The following is a 26,975-nucleotide window of genomic DNA, read 5'->3' as shown; positions in this document are numbered from 1 at the left end:
TTGAACATAAATATCACCCTCCCAATTAGTTATCTATATTATACCAAATTAACGCGGTGAAAAGTTAAAGTATTCAGATAAAAATAATAGGCTGCCGAGGTTTCTCGACAGCCTGAGAGTGCCAAAGGCACTCTTTTTTATCTGCGTTTGTTTCTATTTCTTAAAAATGTAGGAATATCCAAAGCTTCTTCTGTTTGTTGTTGAACATTACCGCGACTAATTGATTCTTGAACAGGTTCCTCACGATGAGTCTCACGTTTTGGAGCTGGTTTAGACACTGTACCACCATTATTACCAAATGAACGAGTGCTTTGCGGCTTTAACGGGTTCATTTCTTGTTCAGTGAATCCAGTCGCAATAACTGTAACAATGATTTCATCTTTAAGGTTTTCGTTAATAACAGATCCAAAAATCATGTTAACATCTTGATCTGATGCTGTAGCGACGATATCGGCTGCTTCTTGAACTTCATATAAACTTAAGTTCATTCCACCAGTAATGTTCATTAGTACACCTTGCGCACCGTCAATAGATTTTTCTAATAAAGGACTTGAAATAGCTTTTTTAGCGGCCTCAGCAGCACGGTTCTCTCCCGTTGCAACACCAATACCCATTAATGCTGAGCCACGGTTTGACATAATCGTTTTTACGTCTGCAAAATCAAGATTTATTAGACCAGGTGTAGCAATTAAATCTGAAATACCTTGAACACCTTGTCGTAACACATTATCTGCTTCTCTAAACGCCTCAAGCATTGGTGTATTCTTATCGACAATTTCAAGTAGTCGATCGTTAGGAATCACGATTAAAGTATCAACAGATTCCTTCATAGATGAAATTCCGCCTGCAGCCTGCATTTGACGTTTACGACCTTCAAATGTGAAAGGTCTTGTTACAACCCCCACTGTTAATGCCCCAAGATCTTTTGCTATCTGAGCGATAACAGGTGCTGCACCTGTACCTGTTCCACCACCCATACCGGCTGTTACGAATACCATGTCCGCGCCTCTAAGCGCTTCTTCAATTTGCTCTCTACTTTCTTCAGCTGCTTTTTTACCAACCTCAGGATTTGCTCCTGCACCTAATCCTCTTGTTAGTTTTGAGCCAATTTGCATCTTTATTTCAGCTTTAGATAAATTTAATGCTTGAGCATCTGTATTAACTGCAATAAATTCCACACCTTGAACTCCGTGTTCTATCATTCGATTAACAGCATTATTACCACCGCCACCAACTCCGATGACCTTAATGGTAGCTAAGCCGTCAATATTTGTATCAAACTCCAACATGCAAAATCCTCCTAATCCATCAAATGACTTCTAATTGATGTTAACTATTCAAAGAAGTAGCCAAAAAATTTCTTCACTTTGTTTACTTTTTTATCTTCTTGTTGCTTTTGAGGTTTTATTCTCTGTTGTGGCTGTGGTTCTTTTGAGGCAGCAACCTCTACTGCTTCAACCGTAACATTTGATCCTATTTTTCTGCCTTGAATTTTAGCATTTTTATATGCAAATTGGATTAGACCCACTCCCGTCATATATTGAGGCTCTCTAACACCAATATAATCAGGACTAGCGATTCTCACACTATTTTGAAGAACTGCTTGTCCTAGTTCTAAGACACCTGGCATTTTTACAGTGCCGCCAGTTAATACATATCCTCCCGGTAGTTCTTGAATTCCAAGTCTACTAAGTTCATGTAAAATAAGTTCGTAGATTTCTTCCAATCTTGCTTCAATAATATCCGCAAGTTCTAATTGATTAAATGTTCTTTTTTGGTCTGATCCAATTACGGAAGCATCAAAAATTTCATCTTCTGAAGCATGGTCATAAAAAGCATGTCCATACTTCACTTTAAGGCGTTCAGCTTCATCAGTTGTTGTACGTAGACCTATTGAAATGTCTTTTGTGATATTTTCACCACCGACAGGAAGCACACTAGTTGCAATTAAATGATTTTGATCAAATACTGCAATAGTTGTTGAACCGCCACCTATGTCAACTAATGCAACACCCAGGTTTTTCTCATCTTTTGATAATGCAACAGAACCTGCTGCCAATGGCTGTAAACATATATCTGTTATTTCCAATCCGGCACGTTCTACACATCGTAATAAGTTATGTAAAATCGTTTTAGATCCAGTTATGATCGCGCCTTCCATTTCTAAACGTACACCAAGCATACCTCTTGGATCATTTATTTCATCTAGCCCATCCACGATAAACTGCCTTGGAATCACATCAATGATTTCCCGTTCTGGTGGTATAGAGACAACCTGAGCAGCCTCAATAACTCTTCTTACATCCTCATTTGATATCTCACGATTTTCGCTGGAAACAGCAACAACTCCATGACAGTCTTGGAGTTGAACATGGTTTCCTGTAACACCTACCACGACTCGTTTAAGGGAGATTCCAACCATTCTCTCGGCCTGTTCTACCGCTTTTTTAATAGAATGAACCGTTTCATCAATATCTACTATAGATCCTTTTCTTATTCCTTCTGATTTCACATTACCTACACCAATAATGTTTAAAGTATCATTTGTCATTTCACCAATAATTACTTTAACACTGGATGTACCGATGTCAAGACTTACAAATAATTCATTGTTGTTCATTCTAAGGCACCTCCCTATCTATCAATACTTTCTATTCTATTCTTTACAGAACAACATGACAATGAATCTAGCTTTACAGGTTTGTTACAAAATTATTTTTTTAAGATAAACTTGATTTTTGGCTTCACTAGTGTTTATTCGTCAAATACTTAATATTTCCTTTAATTTATTCAACATTTTTCAGTTTTCCACGAGAAATTGACCACTTTGAGATCAATATTCTTCTAATTACAGCGATGTTTTGAAAAAGCCTAACACCAAACGCAAACACAGCTACTAAATATAAGTCTACACCAATATGGACGCCGAGAAAAGCTAAACTTGCAGCTAAAATGATGTTAAAGAAAAAACCGGATACAAATACCATTTCATCATAAATATCCTGCAAATGCGCTCGAATGCCACCTAATAAAGTATCAAGAGCTGCTAATATAGCTATCGATAAATAATTAGAATATTCGGGGGGAATTCTTAATTCTGACACTAATCCTAAAAATACTCCTAATATGAGACCAAGAATTGGCAGCCACATATTAATCTCCCCCTTCAATTATCTCTTTAGGCTTCATATTCCGAACACGAATCGAATCCTCGTATGCAGGAACGGTCAATTCATCAATTGGATCAGAGATTGTTAAACTTAAATTATCAATGGCAAAATCTTCGTCCGTTGTTGAAGCATTCATACGGTTATACAGCTTGTCCACATCTTCTGAGATGACTTTAATTTCTATAGGATAGGTGTGCAAACTAAAATTATCTATTTTTGTTTGTCCATTAATATCTCTTATCACCGTTGAATTTATCAAGCGCCTACCTTGAATTGAAATCTCTTTTGCACCATAAGAATTTAATTCGTTTATCAGACGTTTCAGTAAATCCGGAGAAATATCTTGAATTTCTATCCCTAGAAGCTCTTCAGAAAACAACTTATCAATTGTTATAGTTATACCTGAACCTGTTACTTCCGTAAGCCCTGCCTCTTCCTTTAAAACGGCCAAAGTTTCTTTAAGAGCATTTTCAGGATCTGCACTGTCCTTATTTTCATGAGACTCAATAACTTCATTATATTTCCTTATTTCAGATAACAATTCTAATTGATGCTGCTGTTCCTTTTTCAAATCCTCTCTTAATTGCCACATATCTCGTGTATCTCTTTCAATTGGATTTTTTATTGTTTGATATTGAATTCCAAGCATTAACCCAAAAATCATCGTTAAAATTGTAAAACTAAGCCATTTTTTTTCGTTTATTTCCTTCACCCTACCACCTATCAGTCTTAGAAAAACACGACTTGTCATCTGGAATGGAAGAAGTCGGTATTTTTTCCTATACTTTTATCCTTTAATAAGTTAACACATTTTTAAAGTATAAAATAAACATTTAAGAATCTCTTTACAAGACAGGACACGTTTATGAAGAACTTTGATCTTGAAGTAAAGGCTCCATAATAATTTGGTCTTTTTTCTCTAAAGTAACAACAATATTATCATATGCTAGTTGATCGACAATACCTCCATTTATATTCAATGCAGGTAATAATACATTCGGATCACCTATAGCTGCAATAACAAAAGGTGCAGGATATTGATTTCCATCAACTGTAACGACAGGGCCATTGCAATATATATACGAATGACTTGATAATCTTTGACCGTTTATTGAGATTGCGTTTGCTCCTGAGATGTAAAGCTCATTAATTACATTGAATATATGACTTTCATGAACAATGTAATTGTTGACATTTTCTCCTTCTGGCACATAAGATGCATCCTCTAAAGTAACCTGTACGCCCTTTCCTTCTACTGCTAAGTCACCTACATACATTCGAAATTTCTCTACATCTTCAACAAGATTATAGTACACCTGTTTCTCATCTTTTAAAGACTCTTCAATATTTTTAACTTCATCTTGTTTTTTGTTAAGTTCTGCTTGAAGTTCTTGATTTGTTTCTTCTTTTGCTATGAGTTGTGACCTTATCTCATATTCACGATTCCATTGTTCTGTTGTAGTGGAGCCATCACGGCTTTTCTCTCTAGTTAGCTGATACGAATATGAAATTAGAAAACCAAGAACAAGAAGAATGAGTGAGAAAATGACATAGCTACCTTTCATTTTCATTAACTGTCTCATCCTCCTCCATCGTTGTTAGTGGTGTAAAAGATTCAAAATACGTACCAACTTCAAAATGTATAATTCCTTTACTATCTTCGTCTAACTGACTGACTATTTTAGTGTACGTATTCATTTTCTTTGAAAAAGTCCGAACAGATGCCATTACCTCATATCCATCATTCATATAAAGATGAACTAGCCAAGGATCTGTTTTATCTGGAGTATGGTGAATTTCTGAAATAGAATTAAAAATACTTGGAGACAATTTCTTTAATTCACTCATCATTTCTTTGATATGATCTTCTTTTTTCCAACCGATTAAAACCGGAGCATCTGCTGGGATATTTACAGTTCTTTCCTTAAGAACTTGTCCATTCTCAAGTATCGGCCTATATCCCTCTTGATCTTCAAGGTATGCCATACTTTCATATTCATTAACAACTAATACAACTTGATTCGGGAATTTTTTCTCTATCGTGGCTTTTTTAATTTGTAAATGCTCTTCAATAGATTTTTGAACATTTTTTGTATTAATATTCCAGAAGCCTGATGAGGTTGTTATTTCACTCAAATTGATAATTTCTTTTGCATCAACATGTGCATTTCCTTCTACTTTAATACTGCCTACTTTACTTAATGGAGATTGAAAATAAATAACTAGTAATATTAGCAGAAAGAAAATAGATAAGAATGAAATAAGCCTTCGGTTCGTTTTCTGTTTTCGCTGGTGCTGTAATTTCGGTATGCGGTCTTCTAACGAAACAACTTTTTTCTCCAATCCGTTTCACCCCACCCTAGATGAATGAGTCTAGGTAGATTTCTTTAAGTAAATAATTTTGGCTCTAAGTTAATGAAATTCTAACAACTTGATCGTATAAAATAAACGGCATTTTAAAAATGCCGTTTATAAATCAAAAAGATCATTTAGCCATTTTTACATTAGTCATTATAACACAATAAAAGGAAATAATGGGGAGTATTGTGACTAATTACGGCCAATTATTTCTACTTCTGTTTCCATCTTTATGTCGTATTTTTCGAGGATTGTTTTTTTAACGAATGCAATTAAATCAAGAACATCTTGAGCAGTTGCTCCTCCTGCATTTACGATAAAATTACCATGCATTTCAGAGATTTTTGCTCCCCCCAATTGGTATCCTTTCAGCCCTGCAGCTTCAACTAATTGACCTGCATAGTTCGGCAGGGGATTGCGGAATATACTTCCTGCACATGGATAGTTCCACGGTTGAGTGTCTCTTCTATAATCTTTATTTTTTTGCATGACAGCAACTATGTCTTCTTTTTCCCCTGTTTTCAATTGTAAAACTGCTTCAATACATATACCTGGTCGTTTTTCCTGAAGTATCGACGTTCGATATGAAAAATCAAGCTCTTCATTTGATAACCATTGTATTGTCCCATCATCAAATAAAATGCGTGCTTTTACAACAATATTGGACATGTCTGATCCGTGTGCACCTGCATTCATATACACTGCTCCACCAATGGAACCAGGAATTCCACTTGCAAACTCTAATCCGGACAATCCCTTTTTACTAATTATTGTTGCAAGCCTTATAACAGAATAACCTCCACCCACTGTAAGGATTTCTCCATTTAGATCAAAGTCATCCATTCCGGCTCCAAGTTTAATAACTACTCCTTCAATTCCTTTATCTGCAACAAGCAAATTAGAGCCTCTTCCTATGACCGTCCACTTAACATTATTATCTTTAATGATTTCTACTGCTTTGCATAAACTATCTGTACTATTTGGTTCTATATATATATCGGCAGGACCACCGATTTTTATTGTTGTATGTTTGGCTAATGGTTCATTTTCAAGGACTTTTCCAATATTCGCTTCTGTTAACTCATTAAATAAAGTTTTCATACTTTACCTCCCTATTCACGTAAATCTTTGCTGTTTTTATTTAGATATATCTTTTAATACATCATATAGCCTACTTGCGGCATCTGGTATACCTAAATCTTTCGATGCTTTCTTCATTTTATTGAGTTTGAGTTCGTTGAGTAAAAGATTGTCTATTTGAGATATTAATTTTTGACCATTAAGATCTGTTTCCTTGATCAAAATAGCTGCTTCATGATCACTTAACGACCTTGCATTCACTTCCTGGTGATTAGCTGTTACATATGGACTTGGAATAAGAATACTCGGTAAGCCCAGTGCTGTGATCTCAGCTAGAGATGTTGCACCTGCTCTTGAAACAATTAAGTCAACAGAGGCTAATACTTCAGGCATATTGTGAATAAAAGGTTTAATGATTACATGCGCTAATTGAGTTAATGATTCCACTTCCTCAATCACCTTATCATAATGAACTTCTCCTGTCACATAGACCACTTGATATGGCTTTCCTTCTAAAGAAGGAATCATTTCCAATACAGCTTCATTTATGGCTTTTGCTCCACGGCTTCCCCCGAAGATGAGGACTGTTTTTTTGTTTTTGTCCAGCCCAAGAGATTCACGCCCCTTAATTCCACTTTGCCCGATCACTTCTGATGCACGTGGATTTCCAGTTAACACAACCTTATTTTCTGGAAAATAACTTCTAGCCTCTTCAAAACAAATTGCCACCTTATCAACATACCGGGATAAAAACTTATTTGTTATACCTGGTAAACTATTTTGTTCATGAATCACAGTTGGAATTTTCATTTTGGAAGCAGCATAAACCACAGGTCCGCAAACATATCCACCTGTTCCAATTACTACATCCGCTTTAAAATCTTTTAAATATCGTTTGCTTAAGGAAACAGCTGTAATAAAACGCGTTATTGTTTTTACATTTTCAAGAGATATCTTTCTTTTAAAACCTGAGATTTCTACTGATTTAAAAGGAATTCCCGCTCTTTTCACAATATTATGCTCCAAGCCATTTTCCGTACCAATATATAAAAACTCAACATCTGAGTGATGTTTTTTTATTTCATTAATTAACGCTAGTGCCGGATAGATATGTCCTCCAGTTCCACCACCACTTACTACAACTCTCATTTTCTTTCCCCCATTAACTACAATTTATGTTTTTATCATTTTCCAATCATACACTATGTAAATATAATAAGGCTGACCATTAAGGACTGCCAGAGATTAATGAAACCTCATGGATCTGTCACTTACCTAACGTCAGCCTCAATACCTTTATTTTATATGATAAACAACCTTTGATAAAACAAATTTCACTTAATACTTTGAATATCTGCTTACATTTAATAATACTCCCATAGCCATTAACATTAAAGTGAGCGAGGACCCACCATAGCTTAAAAAAGGAAGTGTAATTCCTGTAACCGGCATTAAGCCTGTTACAACGCCTATATTGATCATCACCTGAATAGCAACCATTGTAATAATGCCAATGGCTAAAAAGCTGCCATATAAATCCGGGGCACCAAGGGCTATTTTTACTCCCCTCCAAAGTAACAAGCCAAACAACAAAATGACTAATGACCCTCCTATAAAACCAAGTTCTTCTGCTAATATTGCAAAAATAAAGTCTGTTTGAGGTTCAGGTAAATAGAAAAACTTTTGGCGGCTTTGTCCCAGGCCTTGACCAAACAATCCTCCAGGTCCAATCGCATAAAGAGATTGGATAATTTGGAACCCACTCCCCAACGGATCTTCCCATGGGTCTAAAAATGATGTAATCCTCTTGATTCGATAGGGTGCAGATAATACGAGACCAATAAATCCTGCAACTCCAAGAAGTCCAAGCCATACAAAGTGAATAACTCTTGCACCGGATACGAAAATCATGACAATACAAGTTCCTACCATAACTGTACCTGTTCCTAAGTCAGGCTGGAGCATGATAATACCAAATGCTGTAAAAACTAATCCTAGCGATGGCAATAGACCTTTTTTAAAGGATGTAATTTTTTTCTGATTTTCCGATAAAAATTTAGCTAAAAATGCTATCATTGCCAATTTCATAAACTCAGAAGGCTGTATAGAAAATGCTCCGACTCCAATCCAGCTCCTTGAACCGTTTCTTTCCATACCAATTCCAGGAATTAATACCGCGATTAGTAGAAAAAAACAAACAATGATGAGCATTTTTGCCCAGGTTCTCCATGTCCAATAATCGACATTCATTAAAAAAAACATAGCAATGACACCAACACCGGCAAATAATAGCTGACGTTTTGCAAAGAAGAACGAATCATCGAATTTATACGTAGCCCACACAGCACTTGCACTGTATACCATTATCAGGCCAATTGTTAAGAGTAATAAGGTAAGTATAACTAAGATAAAATCTGGAGTAGACCTTTTCGCTGACAACGCCGAACACCCCTGTATCAGTTTATTAAGGGCTGTATGGCACATAGATAATAGCTACTAAACTATAGCATTAAAAGAGAATTCAACAATAATATCTTACAATGTGTAAAAGGAACCTCCACATCACAAGTCTTATGGCTGATTCAATCGTACAAGCCCTTATTTAAGCTTATGCACGGCTTGAATAAAAATGTCTCCTCTTTCTTCAAAAGTTTTGTATTGATCCCAGCTTGCACATGCAGGTGATAACAATACAACATCATCATTTTCAGAAACATTAAACGCCGCAGATACAGCTTTTTCTACATTATCGACACGTTTAATATGTTCTATTCCACTTTCTTTTGCTATTCTCTCTAGCTTCGGTGCTGTTTCGCCAAATAAAATCATCGCTTTCACATTTTTTAGGAATGGTTTTAATTCATCAAACTCATTCCCTCGATCAAGACCGCCTGCAAGTAAAATCGTAGGTGATGAAAAGGCCTGAAGTGCTTTGCTTGTAGCAAGGATATTTGTAGCCTTTGAATCATTATAAAAGCGTCGTCCTTCAACAGAATCTACATACTGAAGGCGATGTTTAACACCTTGAAATGTTGTCAGCACTTTATAAATTGCCTCATTTGAAACATCTCTTAATTTTACAGCTGTAATCGCTGCAAGAATATTTTCTAAATTATGTTCTCCAGGTAAAACGATATCTTTAATATTAATAACCCTTTCACCCTTAAACCAAATACACTCATCTTTGATGTATACTCCATTTTCAAGTACACTTGATGTTGAAAAGTAGATTTTTTGTGCCCTAGAAGTTTCTGACAATGCAAAAACTTCATTGTCATTTTTATTAATTATTGATACATCGTTATTTGTTTGATTTTTATAAATTTTACCTTTTGCATATACATATTCATCTTTCGTTCCGTGATAATCTAGGTGTGCATCAAATATATTGAGAATTACCGCAATCGCAGGTTTGAAATCAATTGTTCCCAATAGTTGAAATGATGACAACTCCATTACAATAACATTTTCTTTTGTTGCTTTTTCTGCTACCTCGCAAGCGACAGTACCAATATTTCCGGCAATTAGTGGTTGTTTTTGATCCACTTTAAGCATTTCATAAATAAGAGTGGTAGTTGTTGTTTTCCCATTTGAACCAGTGATAGCAATAATATCTGCTTCTGATACTTTATAAGCAAGCTCCACCTCAGTTATGATCGGTAGATTTTTTTCTTTAGCACGGACAATTAAGGGATTTGAATAAGGAATACCCGGATTTTTCACAATAATGTCAACAGGGTTCTCGTCAAGTAAAGATAACGGATGCCCCCCTCCAACTACTTTGATCCCCAGACTCATTAATTCTTTAACACTAGAGTCTTCCTCTGTAGCTTTTACATCGTTTACTGTAACATTTGCTCCAAGCCGATGTAATAATTTAGCGGCGGCTAAGCCGCTTTTTGCTAAACCTATAACTAATACATGTTTATGTAGATAATCTTTCACGTTTTTCAATTACAACCACACCTCAATATAAATTCCAAGTACTGCAAATAAAAGACCAACCGTCCAGAACGTAACAACAACTCTCCACTCGGACCATCCAACTAATTCATAATGATGATGAAGAGGACTCATTTTAAAGACTCTTTTTCCTGTCGTTTTAAATGAGATGACTTGAATAATAACAGATAGTGTTTCTATGACAAACACTCCGCCAATTAATACAAGTAAAATTTCTAGTTTTGTTAAAATTGCAATAGTTACAATTGCTCCACCCAAAGCCAGAGATCCGGTATCTCCCATAAATACTTTTGCCGGATGAGCGTTAAAGACTAGAAATCCTAAAACGGCTCCAACAACAGCTACTGAGAATATCGCTACATCATATTGTGACTGATTCCAAGCCAAAACAGCAAAAGCACCAAACGCAATTGCGGCTGTTCCAGATAAAAGTCCATCTAATCCATCTGTTAAGTTAACAGCATTTGAACCGCCAACTAACATAAAAATGACTAAAATCACATATCCCCATCCCAGATCAAATGAAACAGATGTTCCAGGAATTGAAATTTCTGTAGAAAAACCATATTGTGTGAACACTAAATAGAAAATAACTGCAATAATCACTTGACCAAGTAATTTTTGTCTAGATGTTAATCCAAGGTTCCGCTTCATAACAACTTTTATAAAATCATCTAAAAAGCCTAGTAAACCATATCCGAACGTTACAAACAATAGAAGATACATTTCTACACTAAGTTGAGAAAACTTACCCGTCATGACAATCGTTGTAATGATAATTGAAATAATGATCATTACTCCGCCCATAGTAGGAGTTCCCGATTTTTTTTGATGCGATTTCGGTCCTTCTTCTCTTATACTTTGACCAAATTTCAATCTTCTTAAAAAAGGTATAATGATTGGGGATAGCAATACACTTATTAGAAATCCCATAACGATAGTAATTAAAATCACCTGTTCTAACATGAGTACACCTCCCCAGGGAAATCCGATTTATTTTCATATACAAGCGTATCTTTTACGACAATATCATATGAGGTATTTTTGTTATTATGTTTTTCTAAACGTATTTTTTTCTTCATCTTATCAACTTCTCTTTCTACTTTGTTACCTATTCTTATGAAAGGTCTTAAATTTTCACAACTAAATTCATTTTTTAATTACTTTAAGGGCAATTTCTCTGTCATCAAATTCAATTGTATTTGTTCCTATTTGCTGATATGTTTCATGCCCTTTACCGGCTATGAGGATAACATCATCTTTTTTAGCTTTTGAGATTGCGTATGATATAGCCTCTTCTCTATTAACAATTGATGTATAATGTTGCCCCACTACACCCTTTTCCATGTCAAGCAATATACTTTTCGGATCTTCACTTCTAGGGTTGTCTGAGGTGAAGATTGGTTCTTCACAATTTTCCACAGCAATCTTCGCCATTAAAGGTCTCTTGGTTTTATCTCGATCACCACCACAACCTATGATGCAAAAGATCCTCCCTTCTGCAAATTGCTTAATAGTCTGCAGGACATTTTCCAGACTATCAGGAGTATGGGCGTAATCTACGATAACCGTAAAATCTTGGCCACCATCAACTAATTCAAAACGTCCCCTTACACCATCCATCGATTCAATTGCTTTTACGATTGTTTCTAAATCAATAGAAGAACATAGTGTAGCAGCGACAGCAGCTAGAACATTATAAACACTGAACTTTCCAACCATTTGAATTGTGACAAATTCAGTTCCAACTGGTGTAATAAGCTGAAATGTGGTACCCTTTGACGTCATTCTTATATCTTTAGCCATTATATCTGCATCTCTGTCAATTGCATATGTTACAATCTTAGCAGTTGTCATCTTTTTAAAATCTTCTGATGCTTCTTCATCTTCATTTAATACTGCATATTTCATGCGGTCATGATCAAATCGATTTCCTAATTGTGCAAACAATAGGCCTTTTGCATATTTATAGGCTTCCATTGTTTTATGATAATCTAAATGGTCCTGGGTTAAATTTGTAAAAACAGCTACTTTAAAGTCACAACCATGAATTCTCCCCAGATGCAGGGCATGTGAAGACACTTCCATCACTGCATGTGTCACATCAGCATCTTTCATTTCACGGAATGTTTTTTGAAGTGTCAAACTCTCAGGTGTCGTGTTTTTAACCTCTTTTTGTTTGTCACCTATTTTCATATACATTGTACCGATTAAGCCGGTTTTTTTATTTGCCTCATTTAAGATTCTTTCTATGATATGAGTTGTAGTTGTTTTACCGTTTGTTCCGGTTACACCGATAAGATGCATTGAATGTGTAGGCTGGCCATAGAAAATATCAGCAAGCAACGCCATAGACCTTTTCGTATCCTTTACCAGAATAACAGGTATTGTAACATCCAATTCTTTCTCGGCAAGGATAGCTGCAGCACCATTTTCAACTGCTTTATGAGCATAATCATGTCCGTCTACTGTGTAGCCTTTTATACAGATGAACAAGCTACCAGGCTTCACTTCTCTTGAATCCATTTCAATAGAGCTGATAGTTGGATTTGCTGTAGATATTGTTAAATCATCATGCAAATATGTAAGTAATTCATTTAACTTCATCTTTATTCCTACCTTCATCACTTGTTTCAATTTGTCTTCATAGAAAGACAATAATAAATAAATCTTTCATTATGTATGTATTTTTTCTCCGTACTTATTTTATCTTACTTATGAGAAAGAAGCCATCTTTCCTTTCAATTTCTTACGAAAAAGCCAGGAAATTTATTTAATCTGTATTTATTAACATAACAACAAAAAGAAAGCGTGCCAATGCAACTCTTTTTTGCAAAAGGCAAGCTTTCATTTATTCATTCATTTTGTTTTAATTTTGTTTCGTTTTCCTCACCTAAATATACTCTTAGTGTAGATCCTTCCTTTACTTTAACACCTTCATTCGGGGATTGTTGCACAACAACATCTCCTTCACCTGACACATCTAGATTTAAATTCACAAATTGTTCAGCCAGCTCTTTTTTTGATAACCCTATAATATTCGGTACTTCGACAAGTTTTGTGTCTAGCCAATTATACTCTTTTTCAATTTGACCTTTTCTAGGCTTGACTCCAATTTCAGGTAATACATCTCTCATAATATTACCAACGATAGGCGCAGCAACTGTCCCACCGAATTGAACAGTATCCTTAGGATTATCAACAGCCACATACACAACAATCTGAGGATCATCAGCAGGTGCAAATCCAATAAACGAAACAATATGGTTATTTTCCATGTAACGCCCATCTTTTACTTTTTGAGCAGTACCAGTCTTACCACCGACACGATATCCATCTACAAATGCATTTCGTCCAGAACCAAGCGCCACTACACTTTCAAGTGCATAGCGAATCTCCTTTGAAGTCGCTTCTGAAATAACCTTTCTTTTTGCCTCTGGTGTATTTCTGCTAATTACTTCGTTTGTAAAAGGATCAACCCATTCTTTTGCAATATAAGGAGTATAGAGTACACCTCCATTTATCGCAGCAGAAACAGCTGCAACTTGTTGAATCGGCGTAACTGATACACCTTGCCCGAATGCAGTAGTTGCCAGTTCAACCGGCCCTACCTGTTCAGGCTTAAACATAATACCGGTTCCTTCCCCCTGAAGATCAATACCTGTTTTTTGCCCAAACCCAAAGTCTTTAATATATTTAAATAATGTTTCTTCGCCAAGTCTTTGCCCTAACTCCACAAAGCCCGGGTTACAGGAATTTTGGACAACTTCTAAGAACGTTTGATGGCCATGGCCTCCCCTCTTCCAACATCGAAGCCTCGCCCCATCAACTTCTACAGAGCCTGAATCATTGAACTCATCTTTCTCTAAATCTACTTTCCCCTCCTCAAGAGCTGCGGCCAATGTAATAATTTTAAAAGTAGAACCCGGCTCATACGTACTCCAAACCGGCAGATTTCGATTGTAAATCATAGGATCTACTTCTTTAAAATTCGAAGGGGCAAAATCAGGTCTACTTGACATCGCCAATATTTCACCATTATTAGGATTCATAGCGATGGCTATAATTCCATCCGGATTATAGGTAGCCTGAGCATTATCCAATTCTCTCTCCACAATTGTTTGTACCCTTGAATCGATGGTTAATTTCAAATTGTCCCCATCAACAGGTGCTGTATAATCATCAGCTTCATCTGGCATCCTTTTTCCTTTTGCATCAGAATAAAATTTCACATATCCTTTTTTCCCTTTTAACTGCTCGTCATAGTATGCTTCAAGACCTAATAAACCCTGGTTGTCTATACCGGCAAATCCTAATACATGGGACAGGTAGCTTCCAAAAGGATAATACCGTACAGAGTCTTCGGCAATATAGACGCCTTTAATATTTAAATCTCGTACTTCATTTGCTTTCTCATGTGATATTTTTCTTCCTTCCGGATTGATCTTTTCAATTGAAACCTTCTTCGTAATATGACTATACGCTTTTTCTTCAGACATATTTAGTACTGCTGCTAATTGCTTAGCAGCATCGGCCGGATCCTCAATTTGCCTTGGTACAACATATATCGTAGGTGCACTCATATTTGTAGCGAGTTTTACACCATTACGATCCAGAATTTCTCCGCGCTCAGGCTCAAAAGGTATATTTCTACTCCATAAATCTTTTGCACCTGAGGTCAGTGTATTCCCAAGAAAAAATTGAACATATCCTAGACGTATATCAATCACTAAGAAAATGAGAAAACCGAAAAGCAACGTCAAAGCAAGACGTTTTCGAACGGTTACATTTGATACCCGCATATCCTTTTATTCCCCCTTGTCTAGGCTCGTTCAAATATATATGCTTGTACAAGGGGAGGTAGAACAGAAAACGAGTACCATAAACCACTTTCAGCTATGACACTATACTTTTCATTTTACATATCACAAAAAAGAAGAACAGAGCATTATTGATATACTAAAATAGCGATTTAACAATCATCTATTCCGTTAACAAATTTAGCCCTGTTCTGCTTATTTACTTAATCTGTTGCTTCATTATTTTCTTCAGTTTTTACATCCGAAGAACTTAATGTAATCGTAAGAACGTCTCCCTTCTTCAAAACTGTACCTTTCTTAACACTTTGTTTTGTTACGTATCCGGCCCCTTCAGTTTTTATTGATAAACCTAATAGATTTCCAAGCTTCATCACATCTCGTTTTGACCAGCCAGTTAAATCAGGTATTTTCACATTTTCTGAGGTTTGAATGAGTATTTTTTCATTTGACATCATCGCAGTTCCGGCGGTCGGGTATTGAGAGATTACTTTTTTTCCACTGCCAAGTATTATTGGTTCCAAGCCTGACTCTTTTAACTGATTCACCGCATCCGTCGGACCTAAATCAACAGTGTCAGGAAGTTCAATTCCGTCTGAAGTCGTTTGTGACTGATTATTCGTGTTCACTTCTTCAGTTGGCTCAATTTGCAAATATTGCAGGCTATTTTTCATAACAGTATTAAAGATCATCGACACTGGTACTGAGCCAGCCTTCCCTTTTAGATCAGGCTGTTGGACTGCAACATAGACTACAAGCTCAGGATCTTCCTTAGGAGCCATACCTAAAAAAGAAAAAATATAATTATCATGACCTGTCATATAGCCTTTTCCATTTGGGTTTGGGATTTGGGCAGTTCCGGTTTTTCCTGCTACTTCATATCCATCAATTCTATATGGTTTACCAGTACCACCTTCTGAGCTTACAACGGTTTCTAAAATATCGAGTGTTTCTTTTGCCGTTTTTTCCGAGATCGGCTGAGAAACTACTTTCGGACTGTTTTCTTTTACAATCTCATCTGTGTCTTGGTCAACAATTTTATTAATGACATAAGGCTTCATCATTTTTCCATTATTTCCAATGGCAGTTGCCGCTTGAACCAATTGAATTGGTGTAAAAGCAGACGCTTGTCCAAATGCAGTAGATACTTTGTCAATTTCATAATTGAAGTTCATTTTACTCTCAGCTTCGTTTGGTAAGTCAATTCCAGTTTTCTTAGTGAAACCGAATTTATCTAAGTATTGATAGAACCTATCTGTTCCTAGTGCATCTTTAGCTAAAATGGAGAAACCGACATTAGAGGACTTTTGGACACCCTCGTTAAATGTTATAACACCCCATCCTCCACGTTTATGATCTCGAACAACAGAAGGACCAACAGCATATGAACCTGATTGGAATGTTGCATTTCCTTTATAGACCCCTTCTTCAATCGCAGATGCAAGGGTAAATATTTTCATTGTTGATCCCGGTTCAAAAGGATAGGAAATAACATCATTATAATATGAGGTAATATCTCTTGTATTAGGATCAAAACTTGGGCGCTGGGCCATAGCTAATATCTTTCCTGTCTTCGGATCTGCTACGACTGCAATTATTTTTTCTGGTGAATATTCCTCCACTACTTGATTCATAGAGTCTTCGAGAAATGTTTGTATTTTTTGATCAATCGTTAAATAGACATTATTGCCATTCTTTGGAGCAACAATTTCATCATCACTATTAGGAAGTTTCCAATTATATTGATCTTTTTCGAATTTTATATAGCCATCTTCCTCATGAAGATATTTTTCCAACGTTTTCTCAAGCCCCATCATACCAACCGTTTCTCCGGTATCTTCCTGGTTTTGAGCATATCCAATTAAATGAGAAGCAAATAAACCATTTGGGTAAAAACGTTGTGTATCTCTATTAAACGTAATTCCAGGGAGCTCTAATTCTTCAATTTTCTCCTTTAGCGTGTGACTAATATCTCGGCCTGCTGAACCAAATTCCACCTGGTACAAGTCTTTTGAAAGAATTTTTTCAACTTCATTTACTTCCATATTAATTAATGGTGCAATTTTTTCTGCCGTTTCCTGAACATCAACTACATGTTGAGGGTTATCAGGGTCAGTCGTTATTTTATCATCTAATATAGCAACAAGTTTATAAGATGATTTATCTTCAGCGATTACTTCTCCTTTACGGTCAAGAATGGAACCTCTTTTTGCTTCGATCGTTCTTTGACTTTCATACAACTCTTCCGCTTTTGCAGCAAGAGCTTGTCCATGAACCGAACCAGTCGATTGAATATAAAAGAAACGAATGAAAATAGTAAAAAACAGCACTCCAAATATTAACGCCAAAAAAGCAGCGCCTCTATTCATGTTCTTATTTTTTTGAGTCAATTTCATACTAAACCTCCTACGGTGTATCATACCACCTAATGCGAAAATTGAATAGGATAAGAATGAAGAGGATGACTCAATATTCCGGGTCATCCTCTTCTTGTATTTTTACTATTAATTTTGTACACTTTTGACGTTATTTTGATCTAATGTAAGCCCAAGCTCTTTTGCCTTTTCCCATATACGATCATATGTACTTAATTCCTCTACCTGTACATGGAGGTCACTGTTTAACTTTGTTTGTTTTTCAATCTGAGCTTCAATCTCTTGAATTTCGATGTTCGATTGGTAAACAGAATAAGAATTCGTCACAATCGCGATAGCTCCGATAACAAATAAAGAAACAAATACTAAAATGAGAAATTTCTCTCCAGGTGTAATTGAGGCTCTTCTCTTAATAATAATTGGTTCTTGTTTCGGCATGTGCTGGATCTGTTCTTGTCGTTGTTGTTCTAATTTCATTGCTAAATTACTCATTTTATTGCAACCTCCTTTATTTTTTAAGTAATCTCAACTTATATTTTTTCAGCAATACGTAACTTAGCTGATCTGGCTCGATTATTCTCTTCAAGTTCCTGTTCACTTGGCAAAATAGGCTTTCTAGTAATAACCCTCACTTTAGGCTCATATCCTTCAGGAATAAAAGGCATATTCCTTGGGAGTTCGGGCGGTGTAGCAGCTTCTTTAAATGCAGTTTTGCAAATGCGATCTTCTAGGGAATGGAATGTAATTACACTGACTCTCCCATGTGGATTTAGCAGCTCAATTGATTGAGCAATTGCCTCCTCAAACACTTTTAATTCGTCATTAACCGCAATTCTTATCGCTTGAAATATCCTTTTAGCAGGATGTCCACCTTTTCTTCTGGCTGGTGCTGGAATTGCTTCTTTTATTATTTCAACTAATTCGCCAGTAGTACGAATTGGCTGTATCTCTCTATGAGATTCAATCTTTCTTGCAATCTGTTTTGAGAACTTTTCTTCACCGTATCGAAAAAAGATTTTAACTAACTGTTCATAAGACCAAGTATTAACAACGTCATATCCTGAAATATCTGATTGCTGATCCATTCTCATATCCAATGGTGCATCATGATGATAGCTAAACCCACGTTCAGGAGTATCCAGTTGTGGTGAGGAAACACCTAAATCAAATAAGATTCCATCTACCTTTTCTACTTCTAATTCAGCCAATTTTTCAGCCAAATATCGAAAATTACTTTTAATAAACGTTACTTGTCCTTCATACGAAGCTAGTTTTTCTTTTGCATTATTCAGTGCTACATCATCTTGGTCAAATGCATATAGATGTCCTTTTTTTGATAGCTTTGAAAGAAGATAGCTGCTATGACCTGCTCCACCTAGAGTGCAATCAACATAAATTCCGTCTTCTTTAATATTTAAGCCATCCACAGTTTCTTTTAATAACACAGTTGTATGTTTAAACATAAGTTGTACCACCTCTTCAAATCAGTTATTGGAAAGATATTTCTATCCCCAATTTTTTGTCTATCCTTAGCTTGTCCATTTTCATTTGTTTTCTGCAAAGTGAAGATTAGAGATCAAAATCAATCATATTTTCCGCAATTTCCTCAAAAGAATCTTCCTGTTCAGCAACATAATTTTCCCAAATGGACTTACTCCATAGCTCAATCCGATTTGAAACGCCTATGACAACACATTCTTTCTCTAGTTTTGCATATTGAAGTAATGGAGTGGCAATGTTAACACGACCTTGTTTGTCAATCTCACATTCAGTCGCACCTGAAAAGAAAAATCGAGTAAATGCACGAGCATCTTTTTTCGTTAGCGGGAGTGCTTTTAGCTTTTCTTCAATTATGTTCCATTCACTCATTGGATAAACAAATAAACATTGATCTAGACCTCTTGTAACAACAAATGTTTCCCCAAGGCCTTCCCTAAACTTTGAAGGGACGATCATTCTGCCTTTTATATCAATGGTGTGATGGTATTCTCCCATAAACATGCTCGACGTCCCCACTTTCTCTCCCTAACTCACCACTTCCCCCCACTTATCTCCACTTCTATTCTACATTTCTTTTCACAAAAAAAAAACCCTGTAAACACAGGATTTTCAAAAAACTTTTATTTAAATTTTGACAATTTTATGTTTTCCATTAAAAGAATATGACAAGTTTAGCAGTTCTCCTACAAATTCCGGGCCGAACTTGTTTAAATAGTAATAAATATTCCATATTCTTTCTTGCGGATGCAAACTTGGTAATAACTCTAATTCAATGGCTTGAAATTTTGATAGCATCACATCATGTTTTTGTCTTATTCTTTTATCAACTGTTTTTGTAAAGAATTCAAGATGATCCTGAATAAATTCACCATTTTTTTTCAGCACAGCTTTTAAGCTTGGATCAATTTCAAGTGCTGCTTCTACTAATGATGAATGAATCTCAGCTATATTTAATTTCGCTTTTTCAATTAGCGGATTCATATCGATCGGTGTTTCCTTTTGAAGAAATCGCTCTATTGCGCTCTCGACTCCTTCATACAATACTTCCTCTATCCTAATCCCTGTTTCATCGATATTTCTCTCTATTGCTCTTTCAAGAAATGTCATTTGTATTCTGGGCAATACAGGCGGCATTTTCATTTCAAACAACGAAAACACTTTTTTTAATTCTGCCCAATATGTTACTTCACCAGGCCCGGCAATAAACGCCAATGTAGGAAATAAATACTCTTGCATCAACGGTCTTGTGACGACATTATTGCTAAACTTTTCTGGAGAAGTTTCAATTAAATCAATTAATTCAGCCTTCGAATACGTTAAACCAATCTCCGATATATGGAAGGCATCATTTCCCCGCCTTTCAAATAAAAATCGTTCACCATTATGATGAAAAAAGAAATTTGCACTTTGATTACCCATTTCAATAATGGGGGTATATTGATGTTCACGCATTTTTATCTGCTGTGATTGTACCGCTTGATAAATTTCCTCATTTCGATCAACGATTGCTCGAAAACAGGATTTCTCTATTAACTTTAAATCTGGATCCCCTGAATTAATAAGAACAAGTCCGGTATCACCGAAGAGCTTTAGTATGAGCTTTTCAAAAAATTCAACATATGTCTTTGACCTTTCCACACACTCTTTCATAGAACCGATTAACTGATTTGAATAATCTGTTTCTCCTAATGCTTCAAATACCTGCTCAATCCATTCAATTGTTTTTTGCTTGTTTAATGGTTGTTCAGAAACAGATTGTTTTTTCAAAGGATTCTCATTAATGGCTAATTTCTTGGCCATTTTATTGTTCTTAATAAAGATATGATTAATTTCTGCAAAATCATGATCTTCACCAGCCACCCAAAATACCGGAATAACAGGCACACCTAATTTCTGTTCTTGTTCTTTTGCAAGTTTTATAATTGTAATAATTTTATGTATTGTATATAAAGGACCTGTTAATAATCCCGCTTGTTGGCCGCCAATCACAACTAAACTGCTTGGATCTTCTAACCTATTTATATTCTCTAATGTTTTCTCATTATGGTCTAAACATCGATTTGTATATTCTCTTAAATAAGTCGACAGTTCCCTACGCTGAAAGGAGCGTTTTTTCAAATCCTCTGCCCTGCTTTGGAAAACATCAGGCGAGTAAACATGATAATCGAAAAATAGACTGTGATTTATAGTTTGATCTTGTATGTCGTTGACTAATTGGTTCGAAGAGCGTAGGGAGAGTTCAACAATCTCCATATAAAACTTCCTTTCTCGATTAAAATCGTATGCTGGCTCTTTTTGAGCGATGTTTTTCCCTATAAAGGAAATATGTTTTTTATCACTCCAGATGTAAAGCCAAGTACAGTTAAAATAATGTAACCTGCAACAAATAGTAAAAATGTAGATCTCCATGTATTTCTTGTTACCCTTTTTATAGAAGGGTTCTTATATTTAGTCTTTTCAACATAATAGAAGAACAAGAATAAACAACCAATACCAAGAATAATAAATAGTAAAAATGATTTCTCAAAAATAGCAATAAAATGAAAATGCACTGAAACAATAAAAAAAACAGTTGAAAGATCGATCGTTAGAAGAATCGACTTTCTTTGATTATCTATAAAAATGCGTATGATAATATACAGCAAAAATAGACTTATTATTGGCAGTGTAATTAATATTGAAATAATCCAGTTTATGAAACCACTCATATGTCCACCTCTCTACCTGACTTCGATCCCTTTAATGGCAGTGAAAAGAAATGATACATGAGGGATGCTTTTTCCGTTTGAGTTTAAAATCAAATATCCTAAAATTGAATCAATTTCAGTTTTGCGTTGGTGATGAATATCTCGAAGCATAGATGATTCATTCTCAGACGTTTTCATACAAATTCCACACACATGATCCCATAGTTTATCTTTATCTTCCATTCCAAGAATTAATATGACTTCTTCAAAAAGCTCATAAAATAATTTTCTATAATATTTATTGGTCATTAATTCTCCATTTTTCACTCGTAACAATGCTGTTAAGGGATTTATAGTAGCATTGACAATTAATTTTTCCTTTAACATCTTTTCCCATTCCGGCAAAAATACAATTGGAAAATGATTTATCTGTTCGTTACACGATAGGGACAGGTCATGAATTGGCTCAGCTTGATCTTGATATAACGCAAGCTTTGTTATACCTTCTCCAGTGTGGTGGACACTATGTTCGTTTACCTTTAATGCACCGTGCTCAGCTATCCCTACAATAACGCGATGATGTAATAAAGAAGCTAATTGACTTACATGTCCCATTCCATTTTGTAGAAATATAATCGTTCTAGATCTAAGCTTTTTTAGAAGATTTATTATTGTTTCTAAATGGTATTGCTTTACAGTTATGATTAATATGGATTCCTTATAACTTGTTTCCGATGTTGCACATACGTTTGCAGTATGATAAGAACTCCCTTTAACCATCTGAATTCCTAAGTTATTAATCTGATCAGCCTGTTCTTGCCTGTTCGTATAAAGTGTAACTTTATGCTTTTTCGAAAGATAATACGCATAAAGAAGACCCAAAGAACCTGCACCAATTACACCAACTTCCATATAATTCACCTACTTATTTAATACAATAAACACCCTTCCATTATACGTATTGCTCGTTTTTTACATTAATCAGCACCATCATATCAAAAAAAACAATACTTATACTAGAATTTTGCCTATATTATCCTGATGATTAATAAACATCGATATGAAAGCGTTAAATCTTTTTCATATCATGGACTTCGCTCTGCATGATATAATAGTATTACCTATTAATTTCATCTATTTTACATGATCTTTTCTAGATTATTGCATCGAGGGGGAAAAAATATGTTAAAAGTTGAAAGATTATTAGTCAATTATAAAACTTTAGAGGAGTTTAAAAAATTTAAAGAATATGGAATTCAAGAACTATCAATGCTAGAGGATCTTCAATCAAACATAATTGAAGATGACAGCAACTCTCCATTTTATGGAGTTTACTTCGGAGATAAGCTTGTGGCCAGAATGAGTCTCTATCAAGTTGACAAAAAATTCGATCAATACTTTCAACCCCAACAAGATTACTTAGAATTATGGAAACTGGAGGTACTTCCTACTTACCAAGGTAAAGGTTATGGAAGATCACTTGTTGAATACGCTAAATCTTTTCAACTACCCATTAAAACGAACCCCAGAGTAAAATCGAGTGGATTTTGGTCAAAGATGGGTTTTGAACCTGTTAAGTATGATATGGAACGAGATAAAGGAGAAAACCCTTTAGTATGGTATCCAGTTGGAACTACTCAACAATAAATTATTTCTTCTAGTCCTTATTTTAACATGGTTTTAAATAGTACAAAAATACAGCACGGATGAAAGCCGTGCTGTTGTGTTTCTCTTTTATTTTTCTACCCTCTCAAGGTTTCCGTTTTTGTCCATTTGAAATTTAACCTTTCTGCTTCTTTCATCTTCTTGTAGAATCACCATTTTTCTAGCTCTATCCATTATTTCAATTAATGCTCGATAATCCTCTTCAACTATTTGAATATGATTTACAAGTGATTGTTTTTCCTGTTGAAGCTCAGCTATTCTTCTTTCCAAGCTTTGGATTTTAATTTTCAATTGACTATTCTCCTCTTGGACAACTTGAAGAGATGGAGCCTCTTCATATTGTTGAAGAAAGGAAATAAGCTCTTTTATTGTATTTTTCGATTGAGAATCAGCCTGTATTGCAGGAGCTTCTACGGCTACTTCATCATGAGATTCAGTAAGATCTTCTGTATCTTGTGAAATATGTGTTCTTAGTTCTTTTCTTTGTTTTTTTGCAACTTCAATTCCTGTTTTATATTGTTTTCGAACATATGAATTCCATCTAAACCCACAAGCTGCAGGTGTCCTGGATAGTTTACGTCCAACTTCCTCAAAAGCTGCAAGTTGGGTAGCCCCTTCTCGAATATGTCTCAACACAACTTCAGCTAACAATAAATCTTCATCATGTGTCCACGCATCTTGACGAGTAGTTGTCATGATATCTCCCTCCATAAATTACTTTTTTCTATACATATGCAGCTAATAGAATAAGTAGACTAAATTACACTCTATTATGTATGAAAAAAAGAGGGGGACAAATCTACCCTTTTATATTTAAAGTATCAAAAATAAAATGGTAGAATATTACTGTTGGTTATTGAATTTCAACATTTATTCTATAGCTCGTTGAATTTATTACATAAAAAAGCGTAAGAATCAAAGATTCTTACGCTTTTAAGCTGTTACAAATGTATTATTTGCTAACAACGTCTTTTCCTTTGTATGTTCCACATGCTTTACATACACGGTGAGCAAGTTTGCTTTCACCGCAGTTTGGGCATTCTACCATACCAGGTACTTGTAGTTTAAAATGTGTACGACGTAGTCGTTTTCTCGTTTTAGAAGTTCTTCTAAAAGGTACAGCCATTATTCCCACCTCCTTAAAGAGCATTGCGCATAAAGAAACCGATTAGAACCGGTTCAATCGCTGTTGTTAAGCTATAAAAAAATAATTAGCTTTCTTCATTTTCGAAGAAATTTGCCAGTCCAGCCAACCTAGGATCGATCTTATTGTTTTGATCTTCTTCAGAAACAACTTCCCAGTCTTTACCGGCTTGAGGAGCAGCACCTTCTTCATTTGTTACATCATCACAGAACACTTGCATTGGAATTTCAACCACTATGATTTCTTTAATAATGGGGATTAGATCAATCACGTCACCCTCTGGAAGATAAAAATCCTCTTCCGTTTCATAGTCTGATGGTTTTAATAAGAAAGTTTCCGTTGTATCAATTGAAAATGGATACGGAACATCCACTAAAGTTCGAGAACAAGGTAAAACCATTGATCCTGAAATTGATAAGTGGAATGTAGCTTTGGCCGAACTAATATCAGCTCTTCCTTTAACATTTACTAATGAGATGTCTCGAATATCCGAATGAGTTCTAACCAAATCACTTAGATCAATTTCTTCATCAATCTTTAACCCCTTGCTTTGCAATTGATGTAGTTGACTAATTGTCCATTTCAATACATATCACCTCAAGGCAACAAAGGTAATTATAGCCTTCGCAATTATATTTGTCAATATTTTTTCTTTACAGTGTAAGTATACATGATAATCTATTTATTTCAAAATATAAATAGTACACTCATTGATGGTTTGGTATATTTAATTCATTTCTTATTATTATTTTTCATTTTCAGAAAAACTTTCGAACAAGATGAGATATAATGATAAGAAATTGGTTATTGTGATAGTAATCAACTATTTTGAATTTATAATAAAATGTGGTGAGAATATGAATGTTTTAGGAATTGTAGTTGAGTATAACCCCTTTCATAATGGACATTTATTTCATTTAAACGAATCTAAAAAAATGACGAATGCTGATATTGTTATAGCGGTTATGAGTGGATATTTTTTACAACGCGGCGAACCTGCTATTGTCTCAAAATGGACAAGAACTGAGATGGCACTTGCCAGCGGTGTAGACTTAGTGGTTGAATTACCTTATGCATTTGCCACCCAAAAGGCTGAAACATTTGCTAATGGTGCTGTTTCAATTCTTGATGCTCTATACTGTGATTTCCTCTGTTTCGGGAGTGAGACAGGAAAAATCGAGCCTTTTTTAGCTACAAATGAGATGTTATCAAAAGCAGAAAAAAGTTACGATGAACTTATTCAACACTATATAAAAACTGGTATTAGCTATCCGAAAGCGCTAACACTAGCTTTTCAAAATCTTCCGACTGGAGAACATCATTCATCTTATATAGATCTATCGTTACCTAATAATATTTTAGGTTATCATTATGTTAAAGCAATACTTGACCAGAAATCATCAATGAAACCAACAACAATAAAGCGTACGTCTGCCGGATATCATGATCTTCATTTCCATTCACCAACAATAGCTAGTGCAACAAGTATACGAAAAGCCATTTTTTCGGATAATCGAGAAATTGGTGCATATGTTCCTAATCAAACATATAACCTTTTAAACGATTATGAGGGACAACATCAAATTCTTCATCAATGGGAATGTTACTTCCACCTTTTGAAATATCGTATTATGACAATGAGCTTAGATGAAATTAACGCAATCTATGAAGTTGAGGAAGGACTTGAATATAGGTTAAAACAACAAATTCAAAAAGCTACAAGCTTTCAGGAATTTATGGAAAGAATGAAAACTAAGAGGTATACCTGGACAAGACTACAAAGATTATGTACACATATATTAACTAACACGACTAAAAATCAAATAAAAAGTCAAACCCTTCAAAGATCTCCTTATATTCGGTTATTGGGAATGTCATCTAATGGCAGAGAATATTTAAGTACACATAAAAAAAAGATGAAGTTACCAGTTATCTCAAAACTTTCAACGTTTAAACATCCTATATTAGATCTTGATGTAAAAGCTGCAAATACATATTTTATGATTATGCCTGAGCCTTTGCGTTCCGGACTTCTTCAAAAAGAGTTTGCCACACCTCCTATTCGCATTGAAAAAAATTAAGAGAAAGGAATCCCTTTCTCAGCTTGTAGAGAAAGTGGGTGTTTTTCTCTACAAGCTTTTTTATTTTCTTAAAATGTTCTTATAAAGATTAATAAATTTCCTAAGATAACCAAAGAAAAAGCTTCTCACACACCT

Annotated in this window: 25 protein-coding genes; 2 read left to right on the top strand and 23 right to left on the bottom strand. The window is 35.2% G+C overall.

The genetic code is table 11. The features are described 5' to 3' along the window. Positions 1 to 137 precede the first annotated feature (137 nt). The 20 genes from ftsZ to LC095_RS25265 form a co-directional block, all read right to left on the bottom strand. Positions 138 to 1,289 (bottom strand): cell division protein FtsZ, encoded by a 1,152-nt coding sequence (ftsZ, locus tag LC095_RS25360; protein ID WP_226530728.1) that lies wholly within the window; start codon positions 1,287 to 1,289, stop codon positions 138 to 140. Positions 1,290 to 1,333: 44 nt separating this feature from the next. Then, a complete protein-coding gene (gene ftsA / locus LC095_RS25355; RefSeq protein ID WP_226530727.1) occupies positions 1,334 to 2,620 on the bottom strand; it encodes a cell division protein FtsA in 1,287 nt (428 codons plus the stop codon). 166 nt (positions 2,621 to 2,786) lie between these two features. Further along, entirely contained in the window at positions 2,787 to 3,152 is a 366-nt protein-coding gene (locus LC095_RS25350) for a small basic family protein (protein WP_226530726.1), read from the bottom strand. A gap of 1 nt (position 3,153) precedes the next feature. Continuing rightward, positions 3,154 to 3,882, bottom strand: a complete 729-nt coding sequence (locus tag LC095_RS25345) for a DUF881 domain-containing protein (RefSeq protein WP_226530725.1) — start codon at positions 3,880 to 3,882, stop codon at positions 3,154 to 3,156. A gap of 151 nt (positions 3,883 to 4,033) precedes the next feature. After that, a complete protein-coding gene (locus tag LC095_RS25340) occupies positions 4,034 to 4,735 on the bottom strand; it encodes a DUF881 domain-containing protein (protein WP_226530731.1) in 702 nt (233 codons plus the stop codon). Next, entirely contained in the window at positions 4,725 to 5,513 is a 789-nt protein-coding gene (locus LC095_RS25335; protein WP_226530724.1) for a cell division protein FtsQ/DivIB, read from the bottom strand. Before LC095_RS25335 ends, LC095_RS25340 begins: the two co-directional genes overlap by 11 nt. A gap of 207 nt (positions 5,514 to 5,720) precedes the next feature. Further along, a complete protein-coding gene (gene murB, locus LC095_RS25330; RefSeq protein WP_226530723.1) occupies positions 5,721 to 6,629 on the bottom strand; it encodes a UDP-N-acetylmuramate dehydrogenase in 909 nt (302 codons plus the stop codon). Positions 6,630 to 6,665: 36 nt separating this feature from the next. Next, positions 6,666 to 7,757 carry an undecaprenyldiphospho-muramoylpentapeptide beta-N-acetylglucosaminyltransferase gene (gene murG, locus LC095_RS25325; protein WP_226530722.1) on the bottom strand — a complete coding sequence of 364 codons (1,092 nt, stop codon included), beginning with the start codon at positions 7,755 to 7,757 and terminating at the stop codon, positions 6,666 to 6,668. 189 nt (positions 7,758 to 7,946) lie between these two features. Further along, positions 7,947 to 9,092: a stage V sporulation protein E gene (gene spoVE, locus LC095_RS25320; protein ID WP_413467551.1), complete on the bottom strand. Its 1,146-nt coding sequence runs from the start codon at positions 9,090 to 9,092 to the stop codon at positions 7,947 to 7,949. A gap of 114 nt (positions 9,093 to 9,206) precedes the next feature. Continuing rightward, a complete protein-coding gene (murD, locus tag LC095_RS25315) occupies positions 9,207 to 10,562 on the bottom strand; it encodes a UDP-N-acetylmuramoyl-L-alanine--D-glutamate ligase (RefSeq protein WP_226530720.1) in 1,356 nt (451 codons plus the stop codon). Next, the gene (gene mraY, locus LC095_RS25310; protein WP_078434431.1) at positions 10,563 to 11,537 is read right to left on the bottom strand and encodes a phospho-N-acetylmuramoyl-pentapeptide-transferase; all 975 of its coding nucleotides are present in this window, start codon (positions 11,535 to 11,537) and stop codon (positions 10,563 to 10,565) included. Positions 11,538 to 11,720: 183 nt separating this feature from the next. Next, entirely contained in the window at positions 11,721 to 13,178 is a 1,458-nt protein-coding gene (locus tag LC095_RS25305) for a UDP-N-acetylmuramoyl-L-alanyl-D-glutamate--2,6-diaminopimelate ligase (RefSeq protein ID WP_226530719.1), read from the bottom strand. 248 nt (positions 13,179 to 13,426) lie between these two features. Beyond that, positions 13,427 to 15,373, bottom strand: a complete 1,947-nt coding sequence (locus LC095_RS25300; RefSeq protein WP_226530718.1) for a stage V sporulation protein D — start codon at positions 15,371 to 15,373, stop codon at positions 13,427 to 13,429. A gap of 221 nt (positions 15,374 to 15,594) precedes the next feature. Then, positions 15,595 to 17,778, bottom strand: a complete 2,184-nt coding sequence (locus LC095_RS25295) for a penicillin-binding protein (protein ID WP_226530730.1) — start codon at positions 17,776 to 17,778, stop codon at positions 15,595 to 15,597. Positions 17,779 to 17,892: 114 nt separating this feature from the next. Further along, positions 17,893 to 18,255: a cell division protein FtsL gene (ftsL, locus tag LC095_RS25290; RefSeq protein WP_026560471.1), complete on the bottom strand. Its 363-nt coding sequence runs from the start codon at positions 18,253 to 18,255 to the stop codon at positions 17,893 to 17,895. Between the two features lie 38 nt (positions 18,256 to 18,293). Then, positions 18,294 to 19,226 carry a 16S rRNA (cytosine(1402)-N(4))-methyltransferase RsmH gene (gene rsmH / locus LC095_RS25285; RefSeq protein ID WP_226530717.1) on the bottom strand — a complete coding sequence of 311 codons (933 nt, stop codon included), beginning with the start codon at positions 19,224 to 19,226 and terminating at the stop codon, positions 18,294 to 18,296. 106 nt (positions 19,227 to 19,332) lie between these two features. Continuing rightward, positions 19,333 to 19,764 carry a division/cell wall cluster transcriptional repressor MraZ gene (mraZ, locus tag LC095_RS25280; RefSeq protein WP_078434436.1) on the bottom strand — a complete coding sequence of 144 codons (432 nt, stop codon included), beginning with the start codon at positions 19,762 to 19,764 and terminating at the stop codon, positions 19,333 to 19,335. 123 nt (positions 19,765 to 19,887) lie between these two features. Beyond that, positions 19,888 to 21,516, bottom strand: a complete 1,629-nt coding sequence (gene bshC, locus LC095_RS25275) for a bacillithiol biosynthesis cysteine-adding enzyme BshC (protein ID WP_226530716.1) — start codon at positions 21,514 to 21,516, stop codon at positions 19,888 to 19,890. 59 nt (positions 21,517 to 21,575) lie between these two features. Beyond that, complete coding sequence (locus LC095_RS25270) at positions 21,576 to 21,971, bottom strand: DUF3397 domain-containing protein (RefSeq protein ID WP_226530715.1); 396 nt, start codon at positions 21,969 to 21,971, stop codon at positions 21,576 to 21,578. 12 nt (positions 21,972 to 21,983) lie between these two features. Beyond that, positions 21,984 to 22,862 (bottom strand): 2-dehydropantoate 2-reductase, encoded by an 879-nt coding sequence (locus tag LC095_RS25265; protein ID WP_226530729.1) that lies wholly within the window; start codon positions 22,860 to 22,862, stop codon positions 21,984 to 21,986. A 270-nt stretch (positions 22,863 to 23,132) separates the two neighbouring features. On the opposite strand from LC095_RS25265, the gene LC095_RS25260 reads away from it, so the two are divergent. After that, positions 23,133 to 23,597 (top strand): N-acetyltransferase, encoded by a 465-nt coding sequence (locus LC095_RS25260; protein WP_226530714.1) that lies wholly within the window; start codon positions 23,133 to 23,135, stop codon positions 23,595 to 23,597. An 87-nt stretch (positions 23,598 to 23,684) separates the two neighbouring features. Here LC095_RS25260 and LC095_RS25255 read toward each other — a convergent pair whose 3' ends face one another. From LC095_RS25255 to LC095_RS25245, 3 genes are all read right to left on the bottom strand, one after another. Beyond that, positions 23,685 to 24,311, bottom strand: a complete 627-nt coding sequence (locus tag LC095_RS25255; protein ID WP_226530713.1) for an RsfA family transcriptional regulator — start codon at positions 24,309 to 24,311, stop codon at positions 23,685 to 23,687. Positions 24,312 to 24,567: 256 nt separating this feature from the next. Continuing rightward, positions 24,568 to 24,741, bottom strand: coding sequence for a 50S ribosomal protein L32 (gene rpmF / locus LC095_RS25250; RefSeq protein ID WP_026560479.1), 174 nt, complete (start codon positions 24,739 to 24,741; stop codon positions 24,568 to 24,570). 85 nt (positions 24,742 to 24,826) lie between these two features. Then, positions 24,827 to 25,345 (bottom strand): YceD family protein, encoded by a 519-nt coding sequence (locus LC095_RS25245; RefSeq protein ID WP_226530712.1) that lies wholly within the window; start codon positions 25,343 to 25,345, stop codon positions 24,827 to 24,829. A gap of 271 nt (positions 25,346 to 25,616) precedes the next feature. Between LC095_RS25245 and LC095_RS25240 the strand changes: the two genes are divergently transcribed. Next, complete coding sequence (locus LC095_RS25240) at positions 25,617 to 26,840, top strand: nucleotidyltransferase (RefSeq protein WP_226530711.1); 1,224 nt, start codon at positions 25,617 to 25,619, stop codon at positions 26,838 to 26,840. Positions 26,841 to 26,975: the final 135 nt, after the last annotated feature.

It is taken from the genome of Metabacillus niabensis, assembly GCF_020524345.1.
GTDB lineage: Bacteria > Bacillota > Bacilli > Bacillales > Bacillaceae > Metabacillus > Metabacillus niabensis_B.
This window is presented reverse-complemented; position numbering and strand designations above follow the sequence as displayed.

Bases quoted from the DNA above. Each gene is read 5' to 3' on its own strand.
- rpmF (WP_026560479.1), bottom strand. From the start codon at position 24,741: ATGGCTGTACCTTTTAGAAGAACTTCTAAAACGAGAAAACGACTACGT.
- rsmH (WP_226530717.1), bottom strand. From the start codon at position 19,226: ATGTTTAAACATACAACTGTGTTATTAAAAGAAACTGTGGATGGCTTA.
- bshC (WP_226530716.1), bottom strand. From the start codon at position 21,516: ATGGAGATTGTTGAACTCTCCCTACGCTCTTCGAACCAATTAGTCAAC.
- LC095_RS25340 (WP_226530731.1), bottom strand. From the start codon at position 4,735: ATGAAAGGTAGCTATGTCATTTTCTCACTCATTCTTCTTGTTCTTGGT.
- LC095_RS25350 (WP_226530726.1), bottom strand. From the start codon at position 3,152: ATGTGGCTGCCAATTCTTGGTCTCATATTAGGAGTATTTTTAGGATTA.
- murG (WP_226530722.1), bottom strand. From the start codon at position 7,757: ATGAGAGTTGTAGTAAGTGGTGGTGGAACTGGAGGACATATCTATCCG.
- ftsL (WP_026560471.1), bottom strand. From the start codon at position 18,255: ATGAGTAATTTAGCAATGAAATTAGAACAACAACGACAAGAACAGATC.
- ftsA (WP_226530727.1), bottom strand. From the start codon at position 2,620: ATGAACAACAATGAATTATTTGTAAGTCTTGACATCGGTACATCCAGT.
- LC095_RS25265 (WP_226530729.1), bottom strand. From the start codon at position 22,862: ATGGAAGTTGGTGTAATTGGTGCAGGTTCTTTGGGTCTTCTTTATGCG.
- LC095_RS25240 (WP_226530711.1), top strand. From the start codon at position 25,617: ATGAATGTTTTAGGAATTGTAGTTGAGTATAACCCCTTTCATAATGGA.
- LC095_RS25255 (WP_226530713.1), bottom strand. From the start codon at position 24,311: ATGACAACTACTCGTCAAGATGCGTGGACACATGATGAAGATTTATTG.
- LC095_RS25270 (WP_226530715.1), bottom strand. From the start codon at position 21,971: ATGAGTGGTTTCATAAACTGGATTATTTCAATATTAATTACACTGCCA.
- LC095_RS25305 (WP_226530719.1), bottom strand. From the start codon at position 13,178: ATGAAGTTAAATGAATTACTTACATATTTGCATGATGATTTAACAATA.
- mraY (WP_078434431.1), bottom strand. From the start codon at position 11,537: ATGTTAGAACAGGTGATTTTAATTACTATCGTTATGGGATTTCTAATA.
- ftsZ (WP_226530728.1), bottom strand. From the start codon at position 1,289: ATGTTGGAGTTTGATACAAATATTGACGGCTTAGCTACCATTAAGGTC.
- LC095_RS25300 (WP_226530718.1), bottom strand. From the start codon at position 15,373: ATGCGGGTATCAAATGTAACCGTTCGAAAACGTCTTGCTTTGACGTTG.
- murB (WP_226530723.1), bottom strand. From the start codon at position 6,629: ATGAAAACTTTATTTAATGAGTTAACAGAAGCGAATATTGGAAAAGTC.
- spoVE (WP_413467551.1), bottom strand. From the start codon at position 9,092: ATGTGCCATACAGCCCTTAATAAACTGATACAGGGGTGTTCGGCGTTG.
- LC095_RS25260 (WP_226530714.1), top strand. From the start codon at position 23,133: ATGTTAAAAGTTGAAAGATTATTAGTCAATTATAAAACTTTAGAGGAG.
- mraZ (WP_078434436.1), bottom strand. From the start codon at position 19,764: ATGTTTATGGGAGAATACCATCACACCATTGATATAAAAGGCAGAATG.